Here is a 15,248-nt window from a genome sequence, read left to right as displayed (position 1 = left end):
CGCCAGCGTTCGTCCTGAGCCAGGATCAAACTCTCCAATAATGAATTGTTTGATCGCTCCGAACAATCACTGACAAGTAATGTCAGTTGTCCAGTGTGATCTCAAAGGAAACCCATTGACTGGGTTCATATAAGTTACTGGCTATTCGGCACGCTGTTGAGTTCTCAAAGAACACGCGCACACCATCACCAGTCGCATAATGCGACCCGGATCCGGGGCATGTGCATTCAAAGCTTGAAAGTTTGTGTGCTGTGAAGCTTAAGTGAAACTAGACGCCCTGGTCAAATCGGCCCTTAGGGACCGCCGACTGGGTCTTCCCGTTTCGGAGACTGCCCACTCTACCACACGATCTGGGAGCTTGGTTCGCACTCTCCGTCTGGCTGCGGCCCGCTGGGCGGTCCGTGTTGGCCTGACTTGGAGAAAGTTACACGTGCCGGAACACGAGGTCAAATCGGGGGTCCAGCACCCGACGCACGCGAAGAAACCGCAGGTCAGGTCACGTACGCCAGCCCTACGAGCACGCTAGCGCACCACCGTTCCGCGCAACAGTGTGACCGCCATCACTCAAAAGAGAGCGGAACGGCCGCCGACCCAGAACGGGTCGGCGGCCGTGGGAACGACGAAAACGCAGGTCAGAGCTGCACGTGCACGCCCGCGGTGTTCCGCTTGCCGCGCCGGAGCACCAGCCACTTGCCGTGCAGGAGGTCCTCCTTGCCCGGAGTCCACTCCTCGTCGGCGACCTTCGCGTTGTTCACGTACGCGCCGCCCTCCTTCACCGCCCGGCGCGCGGCGCCCTTGCTCTCGGCCAGCCCGGAGCCGACCAGCAGGTCGACGATCGTCGGCGACTCGGACAGCACCGCCGTGCCGGTCGGGGCCTCCGCCATCGCGGAGTCGAGCGTGGGGAGGTCCAGGTCCCGCAGCTCGCCGCGCCCGAAGAGGGCTTGGCTCGCGGCCATCACCTGCGCGGTCTGGGCCGCCCCGTGCACCAGGTCGGTGAACTCCTGCGCGAGGCGCTTCTGCGCGGACCGCAGGTGCGGGCGCTCGGCCGTGTCCCGCTCCAGCTCCTCGATCTCCTCCTTGGGCAGGAAGGTGAACAGGCGCAGGTAGCGGACCACGTCGACGTCGCCCACGTTCACGAAGTACTGGTACCAGGCGTACGGCGAGGTCATCTCCGGGTCGAGCCACACGCTGCCACCGCCGGTCGACTTCCCGAACTTGCGGCCCTCCGCGTCGGTGACCAGCGGCGCGGTCAGCGCGTGCACCGACTTGCCGTCGACCTTCCGCACCAGGTCCACGCCGCCGAGGATGTTGCCCCACTGGTCCGAGCCGCCGACCTGGAGGGAAGTGCCGTACTTGCGGTTGAGCTGGAGGTAGTCGTGCGACTGGAGCAGCAGGTAGCTGAACTCCGTGTACGACATCCCGTCGCTCTCCAGGCGGCGCTTCACCGTCTCCCGGCCGAGCATCATGTTGATCGAGAAGTGCTTGCCGACGTCGCGGAGGAACTCCAGCACCGGCACCTGGCCGGTCCAGTCGAGGTTGTTGGCCACGACGGCGCCCGTGGGGGTGTCGTCGAAGTCGACGAACCGCTCCAACTGGCCGCGGATCCGGTCGGACCACTCGGCGACCGTGTCCAGCGTGTTCAACGTCCGCTCGCCGTTGTCACGGGGGTCGCCGATCATGCCGGTCGCGCCGCCCGCGAGGACGACGGGCCGGTTCCCCGCGCGCTGGAACCGGGTCAGCATCAGCAGCGGGACGAGGTTGCCGGCGTGCAGGCTGGGCGCGGTCGGGTCGAAACCGGCGTAGAGGGTGAGCGGGCCGGAGTCCAGGTCCCTCCGCAGTGCGTCGAGGTCGGTGGACTGCGCGATCAGGCCGCGCCAGGACAGCTCGTCAAGGATGTGCTCGCTCACGGGAGTCGATTCTCCCCTACCAGGTCAAAGCAGTTCACCGTGCAGTGGTGTTTGTGCCTGGCGGGCGAGGGGTAGTCGGGTCCTGGGGGTAACCGAGAGGACTCGACCGATGACGTATCCGGATCGTGAACCGCGGCGCCCGGCCGAAAGGATTTCGGTCGAGGAGCAGCGGACCGAGCAGATGCCCGCCCGCGACGCCTATCGGGGCAGGGACGAGTACCCGACGCAGGTCGGCGAGCCCGTGCCGCTGGCCGACGAGCCCGTGCGCCGGGAGAACGTCGTGCGGCGCGAGGAGGTCGTGCGCCAGGAGCCGCGCGACGACCACGCCCGCGTGAAGACCGTCATGGTCGTGTGCGCGGTCATCGACGTGGTGTGCGCGCTGTTCGCCATCGTCCTGGCGATCCACATCTTCCTGGTGATCGGCGGCGCGAACGCGGCGAACGGCTTCGCCCAGATGATCGAGGGCTGGTCCGCGGCGGTGTCGCTGGGTCTGCGCGACCTGTTCACGCCCGAGAACCTCGGCGCGCGCACGCTGCTGAACGACGGCTTGGCCGCGGTCATCTGGCTGGTGCTGCGGGCCGTGCTGACGAACCTGATCACCCGGCTGGCGCTGCCGGTCGGCCAGCGGCGGGTCTGGTACCGCCGCACCGCGTCCTACTGAAGCACGACGTTCCACGGCCGGACGCGCACCTGGAGCACGCCCCGCGCCACTGACAGGTCCTCCTCCTGCGCGCGGCGCACGTGCTCGGCGACGGCGGCGGCATCGACCTTCACCACGGTCATGCCGTCGCCGCTCGCCGGGAACGGCCCGGCCGCCACGAGCACGCCCTGGTCGCGCAGTCCGCGCAGGAACGCCAGGTGGTGCTGGAAGTCCGGGTGGCCGAACACCTCCAACGGCCCGTTGACCGCTGGTCCGGGCGTGTGCAGGAACGCGAGCCACACGGTCCCGGTCGACGGCTCCGCCTCGCCGAACCTCCCCTGGTAGCCGCCCAGCACCGTGGGCCAGCCGCGGCCGTACTCGGTGCGCGTGCCGGTCGGGTCGGGCAGGGTCTCCCAGCCGCGGTGCTCCAGGGTCACGAGCGTGCGGTCGTCGGCGACCGGGGCGAAGGCGACCTCGACCTCGGTGGCCCGGTCGGGGGTCGAGCCGGGGTGCCAGGTGATCCGGAACCCGCGCGGCGGCTCCCAGTCCAGGACGCTCCCCCACACCGCCTCGGCCCCGTCGGGATCGCGCTCGACCAGGTGGCCGTCGCGAAACCCGACCGTCGCCGAAGCGCCGTGGACGCTGTGCGACGCGAGCGGCCACCACGCGCCGATCTCGGCGGTGAAGACCTCGAAGGCGACGTCAGGCGTCGCGGCCACCACGATCTGGCGGCGGATCGGCGGTAGTGCCATGTCCCTGTTCCTCCCGTGCGGCCACGCGCGCGGCGAACGCGTCGAGCGCGCCGTCCCACTGCGCGACCAGCCACTGCTGGAGCGCGGTGAAACCCTGTGGCGCCAAGGCGTACAGGTTCCGCGTGCCGACGCTGCGGTGTTCGACGAGACCCGCGCCCTCCAGCACCTTGAGGTGCTTGCTGACGGCGGGTCGGCCGACCGGGAGGTCGGCCGCGAGTTCCCCGACCGGCGCCGGTCCGCCGCGCAGGCGTTCCACGATCCGGCGCCGGGTGGGATCACCGAGGGCGTCGAACACGGCTTCCGATTGGTTCCTCATGAGTAACGGTTACCGTAGAGGAACCAATGCCTCACGACAAGGTCGGACGCCTCTTCGCACCCTTGCGGAACGTGCTCACGGCCGGGGAGTCGGCGAGCCAGAAGCGCCACGGCACCTCCATCGCGACCGAGATCCCCACGCGCGGACCGGTCACCACCTCGTCGTCGGACACCGGGTCCCCGGCGTACAGCCGCACCGACGCCTCCGGCGAGGTCACGTCGACGCCGTTGTGCGACCGGTCGAGGCCGAGCACGCCGGTGAGCCGCGCGGGCCCCTTCGCCAGCTCGGCCTCGCCGCGGGCGGACGGGCGGCGGACGTGGGCCAGCTCGCCGCCCTTCACGACCTCGCCCGCGCGGATCAGCACCGCGCCGGGCTCGCCGTCGAAGAGGCACACGACGTTGCAGCAGAAGTGCATCCCGTAGACGAAGTACACGTACAGGTGACCGGCGGGACCGAACATCACCTCGTTGCGCGGGGTCTTGCCGCGGTGGCAGTGCGACGCCGGGTCGTCGAACCCCCGGTACGCCTCCACCTCCACGATCCGGACCCCCACGACACCCTCGGGGGTCGTGCTCTCCAGTACGCAGCCGAGCAGGAGCCGCGCCGCGTCGACGGGCTCGACGGACAGCTCCTGCTCGGTGAGTTGCCTACTTGCCACGGACGGCCGTGAACCCCCGTGCGACCACCGCGCGGTCGACCAGGTGCTTGAGCTGCTCGGCGACCCGGTCGGGCGCGGTGCCGCCGTGGGCGTTGCGGGAGGCGATGGAGCCGTGCACGGTCAGCACGTCGCGGACGGCGGGCGTCAGGTGCTCCGACACGTCGGCGAACTCCTGGTCGGTCAGCTCGTCCAGGCCGACGCCGCGACCCTCGGCGACGCGGACGCACTCGCCCGCGGCCTCGTGCGCGACCCGGAACGGCACGCCCTGGCGGACGAGCCACTCGGCGATGTCGGTGGCCAGGGTGAAGCCGAGCGGCGCCACCTCGGCCATCCGGTCGGTGTCGTAGCGGATCGTCGACAGCATCCCGGCGATGGCGGGCAGCAGGAGTTCGAGCTGCTGGACGGAGTCGAACAGCGGCTCCTTGTCCTCCTGGAGGTCCCGGTTGTAGGCCAGCGGCTGCGCCTTGAGCGTGGCCAGCAGGCCGGTCAGGTTGCCGATCAACCGCCCGGACTTGCCTCGGGTCAGCTCCGCGACGTCCGGGTTCTTCTTCTGCGGCATGATCGAGCTGCCGGTTGCCCACGCGTCGTCGAGCACGGCGAAGCCGAACTCCGACGTGGTCCAGATGATGACCTCCTCGGCGATCCGCGAGAGGTTCACGCCGATCATGGCCAGCACGAACGCGATCTCGGCGGCGAAGTCGCGCGACGCCGTGCCGTCGATGGAGTTCTCCACCGGCCCGTCGAAGCCGAGTTCGGCGGCGACGGCGGCCGGGTCGAGACCGAGCGAGGAGCCGGCCAGCGCGCCGGAGCCGTAGGGGGACAACGCGGTGCGCTTGTCCCAGTCCTGGAGCCGGTCGATGTCGCGCAGCAGCGACTGCGCGTGGGCAAGCAGGTGGTGGGCCAGCAGCACGGGCTGCGCGGCCTGGAGGTGCGTGCGGCCGGGCATGACCGCGGTCGGGTGCGCCTGCGCTTGGCCCACCAGGCTGTCTACAACATCCAGCACACCGTCGCCCACTCGACGGGCGGCGTCGCGCAGCCACATCTTGAACAGCGTGGCCACCTGGTCGTTGCGCGACCGGCCGGCGCGGAGCTTGCCGCCCAGCTCTGGGCCCGCGCGCTCGATCAGCCCGCGCTCAAGAGCGGTGTGCACGTCCTCGTCCGCGATCGTGGGCTCGAACGCGCCGGACGCCGCGTCGGCCTCCAGCAGGTCCAGCGCGGCGATCATCCGGGTCAGCTCGTCGTCGGTGAGCAGCCCCGCGGCGCTCAGGACGCGGGCGTGGGCCCGCGAGCCCGCGATGTCGTAAGGAGCCAGTCGCCAGTCGAAGTGCGTGGACGCCGACAGCAGCGCCATCGCCTCCGCCGGACCCGATGCGAACCTTCCGCCCCACAGTGCGCTCACGTGTTCAAATCCCTCTTGCTCGGCAGATCCCACGACTGGTCGACGGTAGCGCGCCCGCCGCGGGTGTCCAGGGTGAAGTCGTACGGCGATTCGCCGTCCCGACGGCCGTCGGCTACCGCCCGGCCGCCGTGCAGGAGCATCCGGACCTCGCCGGACACGCGCTCCTGGGTGGTTTCGAGGAACGCGTCGAGCGCGTCCTTGAACGGGGAGAACCAGAGCCCGTCGTGGACGAGTTCACCCCAACGCCGCTCGGCCGTCCGCTTGAAGCGGGCCGTGCCGCGGTCCAGGGTGACGTCCTCCATGGCCTGGTGCGCGGTGACCAGCGCGACCGCGCCGGGCGCCTCGCAGCCCCCGCCGTCGTCGCCGGGCAGCCTGCCGACGCCGTGCCCGCGGGCCCGCCGGTTCAGCTCCCGGACGGCCTGGAGCGCCGTGACAGTCTCGCCGTCGAGCGCCACCGGCACACCGCGGTCGAACGTCACGACGACCTCGTCCGGGTCGAAGGCGTCGTCGTCGTCCGGGAACCCGGACCCGACCACGCGGCCCCACACGGTCCGGTCCGCCGAGTACGGCGAACTCCGGGTGACGTCGATCGGCAACGCGCGCTCGTCGGCCCAGCGGACCGCGGCCTCCCGCGTCCACGCGAGGTCGCGCACCGGCGCGAGCACCTCCAGGTGCGGGGCGAGGTCGGCCAGGCCGACCTCGAACCACCGGCCGTCGACGCAGCCGTGCGCCACGGCCGTCGCGCCGTGGCGCTCGGCGGCCTCGGCGAGGTGCTTGACGACCACCGGGCGCGACACGGCCGACACCAGCGGGTGCCCGGACAGGCAGAGGGCGTTGGCCCGCAACGCGGACAGGCAGTACTCCGACGCGAACTCGTCGCGCGCGTCCACGACGACGGCGTCGACGGCCCCGCAGGCCAGCGCGCGCCGCCGGATCACCGCCGGGTCCTCGCCGCCCTGCCCGAGGTCGACGGCGACCGCCACCACCTCGGCCCGCTCGGCGAGCCTGCCGATGGCGACCGACGTGTCCAGCCCGCCGGAGTAGGCGAGGACCACCCGCTCACTCATGGTCCGGGTGCCTCTCGGCGAGCGCGGCGATCCGGTCCGCGAGATCCGCCCCGGTGAGCGGTTCCCGCGCCACGACGATGATCGTGTCGTCGCCCGCGATCGTGCCGACGATGTCGTTGAGCGCCGCCCGGTCCAGCGCGCTGGCCAGGAACTGGGCCGCGCCGGGAGGCGTGCGGAGCACCGCGAGGTTCGCCGAGTGGTCCACGGACACCAGCAGCTCGCCGAGCACGCGCGCCAACCGGGACGTGCCGCCCTGCACCCCGCGCACCGGGCTGCCGTCCTCCGGGATCACGTAGACCGGCGCTCCCCCGTCGGCCCCGCGCAGCTTGACCGCGCCCAGCTCGTCGAGGTCGCGCGACAGCGTCGCCTGCGTGACGTCGATGCCTTCCATGGCCAGGGTTTTCGCCAACTCCGACTGGCTGCGGATGGCCCGCTGCGAGACGAGCTCGACGATGCGCCCCTGGCGCGCGGTCCTGGTCATGACCCCGAGTTTTCCAGAAGCCAGACGAGCAGCGCCTTCTGCGCGTGCAGGCGGTTCTCGGCCTCGTCCCACACCGCGCTGTCCGGGCCGTCGAGCACGTCGTCGGTGATCTCCCAGCCGCGGTGCGCGGGCAGGCAGTGCAGAACCGTGGTCTTCACGCCGGTCGCGGCCACCAGGTCGGCGTTCACCTGGTACGGCCGGAACGGGCTGACGCGGTCGAGGCCGTCGTTCTCCTGGCCCATGGACGTCCACGTGTCGGTGATCAGCACGTCCGCGCCCTCGACCGCCGCGCGCGGGTCGGAGATCAGCTCGACCGAGCCGCCGGTGTCGGCGGCGCGCTTCTTGGCGTCGTCGAGGATCCAGGGCAGCGGCACGAACGACGCGGGCGCGGCGATGCGGACGTGCATGCCCGCCGTGGCGCCGCCGAGGAGCATCGAGTGCGACATGTTGTTCGCGCCGTCGCCGAGGTAGGTCGCGGTGAGGCCCGCGAGCTTCCCGTGGCGGCTGCGGATCGTCTGGAGGTCCGCGAGCACCTGGCACGGGTGGAACTCGTCGGTCAGCGCGTTGACGACCGGCACCCGCGACACCGAGGCCATGGCCTCCATGCGCTTCTGCGCGAACGTCCGCCACACCACCGCGTCCACGTACCCGGACAGGATCCGGGAGGTGTCCTCGATGGTCTCCTCGCGGCCGAGCTGCATGGAGCGGCCGTCGACGATGACCGGGTTGCCGCCGAGCTGGGCGATGCCGACCTCGAACGACAGGCGGGTGCGGGTGGAGTTCTTCTCGAAGATCACCGCGACGGACTTGGGGCCCGCCAACGGCTTCGCGCTGAACCGGTCGGCCTTGTAGACGTCGGCCAGGTCGAGGACGGCGGCCTGCTCGTCGGGCGTCAGGTCGTCGTCGCGGAGGAAGTGCCTCGGTGTCATCACGGCTCCAGGAAGGTCGGGAAGTCGGCGACGAGCCGATGGGCGTCGGCTGCTTCGAGCACGAGCGGCGGGGCCAGCCGGATCACGTCGGGCTGGACGGCGTTGATCAGGTAGCCGGCGTTCTGGGCGGCCGCCGCGGCCTTCGCCGAGACCGCCTCGCGCAGCGTGACGCCGAGCAGCAGTCCGGCGCCCCGCACCCCGGAGATGAGCGGGTGGTCCAGCGCCTCGAGACCGGTGGCGATCTCCTTGCCCACCGACGAGACGTGTTCGAGCAGGCCCTCGGACACGACGGTGTCCAGCACCGCGAGCGCGGCCGCGCAGCTCACCGGGTTGCCGCCGAACGTCGTGCCGTGCTGGCCGGGTTCGAGCAGCGACGCCGTGTCGCCCACTGCGATGCACGCCCCCAGCGGGAGTCCGCCGCCGAGGCCCTTGGCCAGGGTGAAGACGTCCGGCACGACACCGGCCTGCTGGAACGCGAACCAGGTGCCGAGGCGGCCGATGCCGGTCTGCACCTCGTCCAGGATCAGCAGCGCGCCGTGCGCGGAGGTGATCTCCCGCGCGGCCTGGAGGTACCCCTCGGGCGGGACCACGACGCCGTTCTCGCCCTGGATCGGCTCGACGATGAACGCGGCGGTCTCGTCGTCGATCGCGGCCTCCAGCGCGGCGACGTCGCCGAACGGGATGTGCGTGACGCCGGGGACGAGCGGCTCGAACGGGGTCCGCTTCGGCGGCTGGCCGGTGAGCGCGAGCGCGCCCATCGTGCGGCCGTGGAACCCGCCGTCGGTGGACACGACCTTCGTGCGGCCGGTCCGACGGCTGATCTTGAACGCGGTCTCGTTGGCCTCGGCGCCGGAGTTGCAGAACAGCACCTTGCCCGCACCGTCCACACCGGACAGCTCGAGCAGCCGCTCGGCCAGCGTCAGCGACGGCTGGTTGATGTAGAAGTTCGAGGTGTGGGACAGCTTCCCGATCTGCTCGGTCACCGCCGCCACGACCGCCGGGTGCGCGTGGCCCAGCGCGTTGACCGCGATGCCCGACACCAGGTCGAGGTAGCGGTTGCCGTCGGTGTCCCAGACGAACGCGCCCTCGCCGCGGTCGAGCGTGATCTGCGGCGTCCCGTAGTTGTTCATCATCGCGGCTTGCCACCGCTGCTGGTCGTTCACAGTTCGTCGTCCCCCATGACCATCGTGCCGACACCGCTGGAGGTGAAGACCTCCAGCAGCACGGAGTGCTCCAGCCTGCCGTCGATGACGTGCGCCTGCGGGACCCCGCCGCGCACCGCCCGCAGGCAGGCCTCCATCTTCGGGACCATGCCGCTGTCCAGGCGCGGCAGCATCTTCTCCAGGTCGTCCGCCTTCACCTGGTGCAGCAGCGACGACCGGTCCGGCCAGTCCGAGTACAGGCCCTCGACGTCGGTGAGGACCACGAGCTTCTTGGCGTTCAACGCGATGGCGAGCGCGCCCGCCGCCGTGTCCGCGTTGACGTTGTGCACCACGCCGTCGACGTCCGGCGCCACCGAGGACACGACCGGGATCCGGCCCGCGCGCACGATGTCCAGCACCGCGTCCGGGTTCACGTCGACGATGTCGCCCACCAGGCCGATGTCCACCGGCAGACCGTCCACGATGGCCGGTCGGCGGCTCGCGGTGAACAGGTGCGCGTCCTCGCCGGACATGCCGACCGCGTGCGGTCCGTGGGCGTTGATCAGACCGACGAGTTCCCGGCCGACCTGGCCCACCAGGACCATGCGGACGACGTCCATCGCCTCGGGCGTGGTGACCCGCAGGCCGCCGCGGAACTCGCTCTCGATGCCGAGCCTCGCCAGCATCGCGCCGATCTGCGGGCCGCCGCCGTGGACGACGACCGGGTGCAGGCCCGCGAGCTTGAGGAACACCATGTCCTCGGCGAAGGCGCGCTTGAGCCGGTCGTCGATCATGGCGTTGCCGCCGTACTTGACGACGACGACCGCGCCCCGGAAGCGCTGCAACCACGGCAGCGCCTCGACCAGGACGGCGGCCTTCTCCTGCGGCGTCCCCGTCACGACGAGTACGCGCTGTTCTCTTCGACGTACTCGTGCGAGAGGTCCGTGGTGAGGATCGTCGCGGTCGCGTCGCCGACGTTGAGGTCGATCACGATCTCGATCTCGCGGCCGGACAGGTCGGCGGCCGAGCGGTCCTCCGCCTTGGTGCCGTTGGCGAACAGGGTGGCGCGGTTGATCGTGATGCCGAGCTTGTCCGGGTCGATCACGGCGTCCGCGCGGCCCAGCGCCATCGCGATGCGGCCCCAGTTGGGGTCCGAGCCGTAGAGCGCGGTCTTGACCAGGTTGTCCTCGGCGACCGTGCGGCCGACCAGCACGGCCTCGGCCTCGGTCGCGGCGCCCCGGACGATGATCGACACCTCCTTGGTCACGCCCTCGGCGTCGCCCTGGAGCTGCTTGACCAGGTCGCCCGCGACGGCCGTGAGCAGCGCGGTGAAGTCCTCGGCGGACGGGGTGACCCCGGACGCGCCGGACGCCAGCACGAGCACGGTGTCGTTGGTGGACGTGCCGCCGTCGACGTCGAGGCGGTCGAACGTCCGGCCGGTGGCCGCGCGCAGGGCGGCGTCCAGCGCCGCGCCGTCGACCACGGCGTCCGTGGTGATGACCGAGAGCATGGTGGCCATGTTCGGGGCGAGCATGCCCGCGCCCTTCACGAACCCGCCGACCGACCAGCCGTCGGCGTGCGCCTCCCACGACTGCTTGGCGCGCGAGTCCGTGGTGAGCACGGCGGTGGCGGCGTTGAACCCGGCCTCCACGGTGCTGTCGAGCGCCTTGGCGGCACTGTCCACACCGGACTTGACCGCGTCCATCGGCAGGCGTTCGCCGATCAGGCCGGTGGAGCAGACGGCGACCTCGATCGCGCCGCAGTCCAGCACCTCCGCGACCTTCTCGGCCGTGGCGTGGGTGTCCTGGAAGCCCTCGGGGCCGGTGCACGCGTTCGCGCCGCCGGAGTTGAGGACCACCGCGGCGAGCCTGCGCTCCTTGATCACCTGCGCCGACCACAGCACGGGCGCGGCCTTGACCTTGTTCGTGGTGAACACGCCCGCCGCCGAGTCGAGCGGACCGGTGTTCACCACCAGCGCCAGGTCCAGCGCGCCGGTCGCCTTGATGCCCGCCGCCACCCCAGCGGCCGTGAAGCCCTGCGGACCGGTAACACCCTTGTCGCGGATCATGGAGCCACTCCCACGGTGGACAGGCCGGTGGTTTCCGGCAGGCCGAGCGCCAGGTTCATGCACTGCACAGCGGCACCGGCGGTGCCCTTGGCCAGGTTGTCGATGGCCGCCACGACGACCAGCCGGTTGAGGTCGGGGTCCACCGCGACCTGGAGCTGCACGGCGTTCGAGCCGAGCACCGCGCCGGTCGTGGGCCAGAAGCCCTCGGGCAGCAGGTGCACGAACGGCTCGTCCGCGTACGCCTTCTCGTAGACCGCGCGCACGTCCTCGGCCCCGGCGCGCAGCTGGGCCGAGCAGGTGGCGAGGATGCCGCGCGGCAGCGGCGCGAGCACGGGGGTGAACGACACCCCGATCGGCCGGTCGGCGACGGCGCTGAGGTTCTGCACGATCTCGGGGGTGTGCCGGTGCGTGCCGCCGACGCCGTACGCGCTCAGCGAGCCCATCACCTCGGAGCCCAGCAGGTTCGTCTTCGCGGCCTTGCCCGCGCCGGACGTGCCGGACACCGCGACGACCACGACCTCGGGCTCGACGAGCCCGGCGGCGACCGCCGGGGCGAGAGCGAGGGACGACACGGTCGGGTAGCAGCCGGGGACGGCGACGCGCTTGACGCCCGCCAGCCTCTCCCGCTGACCGGGGAGTTCGGGCAGGCCGTAGGGCCAGGTGCCCGCGTGCTCGCCGCCGTACCAGCGCTCCCACGCCGCCGGGTCGACCAGCCGGTGGTCCGCGCCGCAGTCGACGACCAGGACGTCGTCACCCAGTTGCGCCGCCAGCTCGGCCGACTTGCCGTGGGGAAGGGCGAGGAAGACCACGTCGTGCCCCGCGAGCACCTCCGGCGTGGTGTCCTGGAGGACGCGGTCGGCGAGCGGCAGCAGGTGCGGCTGGTGGGCGAGCAGCGGACTGCCCGCGTTGCCCCCCGCCGTCAGCGCACCGATCTCCACGTCGGGGTGGGAGAGCAGGAGCCGCAGCACCTCGCCCCCCGCGTACCCGCTGGCTCCAGCGACCGCGATCCGCACTGTCATGCGGATAATTATGCATAGGTCTGCAAACTCACTCAACCCTTATCCGCACCACTATCCGGGTGACGTTGCTCGCTCACCCAGCGCGACCAGGTCAGGGCAGTGGCGACGTGATACCGCATACAGAATCCCGAGGAAGTTCACCCTTGCGTTCCGGGGTCGACGCGACTGGCTGGAGAGGGAGACGTGGAGGCACTGGTGAAAGCCGCGCTGGACACCTTGGACGAGGAGTCGGCCGCGCTCGTCGCGGCCGGATTGGGGAAGCGCTACCGGCGGGAGTACCACTCGACTGCGGTCAGGGGCGGTGACGCGGTCGCGCCGATCCGGTCGACCACCCGGTCCAGGTCGAGGTCCCCCACGCGGATGGTGCGGTCGGCCCCGCCGGTCGCCAGGGTCCGGCCGTCCGCGCTGACCGCCACGTCGGAGAACCGGTCGTACGGGTGGACCGTGATGGTGCCGCACAGCCGTGGCCGCGACGGCCCGTTGGCGGCCGATCTCGCGGCCGCCTCCCCGCCCGCCTTGGCCGGTGACGTCTTCGGCGACGCGGTCCTGTCGTCACCGACGCCCGCACGGGCCGCGGTGGCGCGGCGGGCGTTGCCGCTGGTGGCACGGCGGTGAGGGGCCTGTGGTGGTGGGCGTGCTCATCGTGGAGACCGCCGAACTGGTGGTCCCGTCGACGGCCGTGGCCGGGGTGCGCCGACGGAACGGGCACCACACCGGGTGGCGGGCCGTGCGGGCCGTGCGGGCCGTGCGGGCCGTGCGGGCCGAGGACGGTAAGCCGGGCGTGGTGCCGGTCGACCGGGCCACCGTGGTGGTGAACCCGGTCGCGCCGCTCGACGTCGTGCTGCCGGGCGGCGACCGCGCCTCGGTCACGGCGGTGCGGTTCCGCGCCGACGACCCCGACGACCCCGACGACCCCGACGCGACCGTCGGCGTCATCGGTCGACTGTCTACAAGATGCTGGTGACAGTCTTCAGCGTTTGCGCGCCAGGGTGACGCCGTCGCGGACGGGGAGCATGACCGAGTCGACTCGCTTGTCGGTCACCACGATGTCGTTCATCCGGCGCATCGCGATGTCGCTCGCGTCCCGCGTCGACTCGTCGAGCACGCCGCCGCCGCGCAGCACGTTGTCGAGCACGATCAGGCCGCCGGGGCGCAGGCGGGGCACCAGTTCCTCGTAGTAGTCGGGGTAGCCGATCTTGTCGGCGTCGATGAACGCGAAGTCGACCTCCGGTTCCACGGGCAGGGAGCGCAGGGTTTCCAAGGCCGGGGCCAGGCGCAGTTCGACGCGGTCCGCCACGCCCGCCAGTGCCCAGTAGCGGCGGGCGATGGAGGTCCACTCCTCGCTGACGTCGCACGCCAGCAGGTGCCCGTCGGCGGGCAGGCCGCGGGCGATGCAGAGCGACGAGTACCCGGTGAACACCCCGACCTCGACGGCCCGCCGCGCCCCGACCAGCCGGACCAGCATCGTGAGGAACTCGCCCTCGTCGTGCGAGATCTGCATCCCGGCGGCGCCACCGGTCGCGGCGCGCGTCTCCTCGGCCAACTGGCGGAGGAGGTCGTCGGCGGGCGTGCAGTGGGCCAGCAGGTAGTCGCTGACGCGCGGGTCGATGAGGTCCATGACGCCAAAGTAGCGGGATCCGCCTACCGTGGCGGGCATGGATCTGGTCGGCGCGGCGCGCGCCGGGCTGGCTCGGGTCGCGGACCCCGCGAAGGCCGAGGACATGCGCCGCTACATGAAGTCCGCGCTCCCGTTCCGGGGCGTGGCCAAGCCGGAGCGGAGCAGGCTGGCGAAGGCGCTGTTCGCCGAACACCCCCTGCCGGACAAGGACACCTGGGTCGCGACCGTGCTGGAGCTGTGGCGCGGTGCGGAGTTCCGCGAGGAGCGCTACCTGGCGCTCGACCTCACCGGCGCCTACCCGCGCTGGCAGAACACAGACCTGATGCCGCTCTACGACGAGCTGGTCGTCACCGGCGCCTGGTGGGACTTCGTGGACGAGATCGCGGCCCGCCGCGTCGGCCCCCTGCTGCGCGCCGACCACGACACCCTCGCCCCGCTGATGCGCGTGTGGTCGCGCGACACCGACCGCTGGCGCAGGCGCACGTCCGTCATCTGCCAGCTGGGGTCGAAGGCCGCCACGGACACCGATCTGCTCGCCGACTGCGTCGAGGCGAACGTCGCCGACCCGGACTTCTTCCTGCGCAAGGGGATCGGCTGGGCGCTGCGGGAGTTCGCGAAGACCGAGCCGGGCTGGGTGCGGGCGTTCGTCGAGGACCACCCGACCTTGTCAAAGTTGTCCCGCCGCGAGGCGCTCAAGCACCTCGGGTGAGCCGTCAGCCCCTGGTCGCGTGCCCCGAGTAGGTCAGCGGGAACACCAGGTCACGGCACGTCGCGGGCAGGTCGTGCGCCACCTGCACCACCATCTCGACCTGCACCTCGCCCGCGGGCGGGATCAGCACGGGCGTGTCCATCGGCGCCACGCTGAGCAGCCCGGACGGGCACCCGTCCACCTTGTTGCGCTCGGAGTCCACCGGCGTCCCCGGCAGGGCGGACAGCTTCACCACGATGATGTCCACGTCGTTCGGGTTCGACAGCCGGACCTTCCGCACGCCCTCGCTACCGGGCGTCAGCTCCACGGCCCCGCCGGACACGTCGTCGATCGAGAACGGCTTGAGGTCCGACACCCCGGCCTCGCCCGCGCTCACCGAGTACGCCATGGCGGGCAGCTGGGGCTCCGGCCACGTCAGGTGCATCGCCGCGACGACCGCCGCGCCCACGCCCAGGATGGTCGTGGCCACGGCGATTTCCATTCGCGGGCCCAAACTTCGCATGGCGCAACTCCACAGGCTGTTGCTCCCCAGGCGGTGGGTTC

18 protein-coding genes are annotated in these 15,248 nt (G+C 71.5%); 4 read left to right on the top strand and 14 right to left on the bottom strand.

What is annotated here, in order from left to right; translation table 11 throughout:
* Nucleotides 1-632: 632 nt before the first annotated feature.
* Nucleotides 633-1,907 carry a tyrosine--tRNA ligase gene (gene tyrS / locus ACFWW9_RS20590; protein WP_390379950.1) on the bottom strand — a complete coding sequence of 425 codons (1,275 nt, stop codon included), beginning with the start codon at nucleotides 1,905-1,907 and terminating at the stop codon, nucleotides 633-635.
* A gap of 109 nt (nucleotides 1,908-2,016) precedes the next feature.
* On the opposite strand from tyrS, the gene ACFWW9_RS20585 reads away from it, so the two are divergent.
* Nucleotides 2,017-2,568, top strand: a complete 552-nt coding sequence (locus tag ACFWW9_RS20585) for a hypothetical protein (protein ID WP_390379947.1) — start codon at nucleotides 2,017-2,019, stop codon at nucleotides 2,566-2,568.
* Here ACFWW9_RS20585 and ACFWW9_RS20580 read toward each other — a convergent pair.
* The 11 genes from ACFWW9_RS20580 to argC are packed head-to-tail and all read right to left on the bottom strand — an operon-like array spanning nucleotide 2,562 to nucleotide 12,378.
* Nucleotides 2,562-3,299, bottom strand: a complete 738-nt coding sequence (locus tag ACFWW9_RS20580; RefSeq protein WP_390379944.1) for an SRPBCC domain-containing protein — start codon at nucleotides 3,297-3,299, stop codon at nucleotides 2,562-2,564. The genes ACFWW9_RS20585 and ACFWW9_RS20580 overlap by 7 nt on opposite strands.
* Complete coding sequence (locus ACFWW9_RS20575; protein WP_390379941.1) at nucleotides 3,250-3,615, bottom strand: ArsR/SmtB family transcription factor; 366 nt, start codon at nucleotides 3,613-3,615, stop codon at nucleotides 3,250-3,252. The genes ACFWW9_RS20580 and ACFWW9_RS20575 overlap by 50 nt, the downstream gene beginning before the upstream one ends.
* 31 nt (nucleotides 3,616-3,646) lie before the next feature.
* Nucleotides 3,647-4,273, bottom strand: a complete 627-nt coding sequence (locus tag ACFWW9_RS20570; protein ID WP_390379938.1) for a DNA-3-methyladenine glycosylase — start codon at nucleotides 4,271-4,273, stop codon at nucleotides 3,647-3,649.
* On the bottom strand, nucleotides 4,263-5,624 hold the full coding sequence (gene argH / locus ACFWW9_RS20565) for an argininosuccinate lyase (protein WP_390379959.1): 1,362 nt from the start codon (nucleotides 5,622-5,624) through the stop codon (nucleotides 4,263-4,265). Before argH ends, ACFWW9_RS20570 begins: the two co-directional genes overlap by 11 nt.
* A gap of 44 nt (nucleotides 5,625-5,668) precedes the next feature.
* Entirely contained in the window at nucleotides 5,669-6,739 is a 1,071-nt protein-coding gene (locus ACFWW9_RS20560; protein ID WP_390379935.1) for an argininosuccinate synthase domain-containing protein, read from the bottom strand.
* Nucleotides 6,732-7,220: an arginine repressor gene (locus ACFWW9_RS20555; protein WP_390379932.1), complete on the bottom strand. Its 489-nt coding sequence runs from the start codon at nucleotides 7,218-7,220 to the stop codon at nucleotides 6,732-6,734. Before ACFWW9_RS20555 ends, ACFWW9_RS20560 begins: the two co-directional genes overlap by 8 nt.
* Nucleotides 7,217-8,149, bottom strand: a complete 933-nt coding sequence (gene argF / locus ACFWW9_RS20550) for an ornithine carbamoyltransferase (RefSeq protein WP_390379929.1) — start codon at nucleotides 8,147-8,149, stop codon at nucleotides 7,217-7,219. The genes ACFWW9_RS20555 and argF overlap by 4 nt, the downstream gene beginning before the upstream one ends.
* Nucleotides 8,149-9,282, bottom strand: a complete 1,134-nt coding sequence (locus ACFWW9_RS20545; protein WP_390379956.1) for an acetylornithine transaminase — start codon at nucleotides 9,280-9,282, stop codon at nucleotides 8,149-8,151. Before ACFWW9_RS20545 ends, argF begins: the two co-directional genes overlap by 1 nt.
* Before the next feature lie 26 nt (nucleotides 9,283-9,308).
* Entirely contained in the window at nucleotides 9,309-10,190 is an 882-nt protein-coding gene (argB, locus tag ACFWW9_RS20540; RefSeq protein WP_390379927.1) for an acetylglutamate kinase, read from the bottom strand.
* Nucleotides 10,187-11,359: a bifunctional glutamate N-acetyltransferase/amino-acid acetyltransferase ArgJ gene (gene argJ, locus ACFWW9_RS20535; RefSeq protein ID WP_390379924.1), complete on the bottom strand. Its 1,173-nt coding sequence runs from the start codon at nucleotides 11,357-11,359 to the stop codon at nucleotides 10,187-10,189. Before argJ ends, argB begins: the two co-directional genes overlap by 4 nt.
* The gene (argC, locus tag ACFWW9_RS20530) at nucleotides 11,356-12,378 is read right to left on the bottom strand and encodes an N-acetyl-gamma-glutamyl-phosphate reductase (RefSeq protein WP_390379921.1); all 1,023 of its coding nucleotides are present in this window, start codon (nucleotides 12,376-12,378) and stop codon (nucleotides 11,356-11,358) included. Before argC ends, argJ begins: the two co-directional genes overlap by 4 nt.
* Nucleotides 12,379-12,561: 183 nt before the next feature.
* Here argC and ACFWW9_RS20525 point away from each other — a divergent pair, with 183 nt between their 5' ends.
* Entirely contained in the window at nucleotides 12,562-12,993 is a 432-nt protein-coding gene (locus ACFWW9_RS20525) for a hypothetical protein (protein ID WP_390379918.1), read from the top strand.
* Between the two features lie 19 nt (nucleotides 12,994-13,012).
* The gene (locus tag ACFWW9_RS20520) at nucleotides 13,013-13,342 is read left to right on the top strand and encodes a hypothetical protein (protein WP_390379915.1); all 330 of its coding nucleotides are present in this window, start codon (nucleotides 13,013-13,015) and stop codon (nucleotides 13,340-13,342) included.
* Between the two features lie 6 nt (nucleotides 13,343-13,348).
* Here ACFWW9_RS20520 and ACFWW9_RS20515 read toward each other — a convergent pair whose 3' ends face one another.
* Nucleotides 13,349-13,996, bottom strand: a complete 648-nt coding sequence (locus ACFWW9_RS20515) for an O-methyltransferase (RefSeq protein ID WP_390379912.1) — start codon at nucleotides 13,994-13,996, stop codon at nucleotides 13,349-13,351.
* Nucleotides 13,997-14,033: 37 nt separating this feature from the next.
* On the opposite strand from ACFWW9_RS20515, the gene ACFWW9_RS20510 reads away from it, so the two are divergent.
* On the top strand, nucleotides 14,034-14,705 hold the full coding sequence (locus ACFWW9_RS20510) for a DNA alkylation repair protein (protein ID WP_390379909.1): 672 nt from the start codon (nucleotides 14,034-14,036) through the stop codon (nucleotides 14,703-14,705).
* Nucleotides 14,706-14,709: 4 nt separating this feature from the next.
* On the opposite strand, the gene ACFWW9_RS20505 is transcribed toward ACFWW9_RS20510, so the two are convergent.
* A complete protein-coding gene (locus ACFWW9_RS20505) occupies nucleotides 14,710-15,174 on the bottom strand; it encodes a hypothetical protein (protein ID WP_390379906.1) in 465 nt (154 codons plus the stop codon).
* Nucleotides 15,175-15,248: the final 74 nt, after the last annotated feature.

The organism is Umezawaea sp. NPDC059074 (genome assembly GCF_042738955.1).
In the GTDB taxonomy this organism is placed as follows: domain Bacteria; phylum Actinomycetota; class Actinomycetes; order Mycobacteriales; family Pseudonocardiaceae; genus Umezawaea.
The sequence above is the reverse complement of the archived record's forward strand: the minus strand, read 5'-3'. Positions and strand labels throughout refer to the sequence as shown.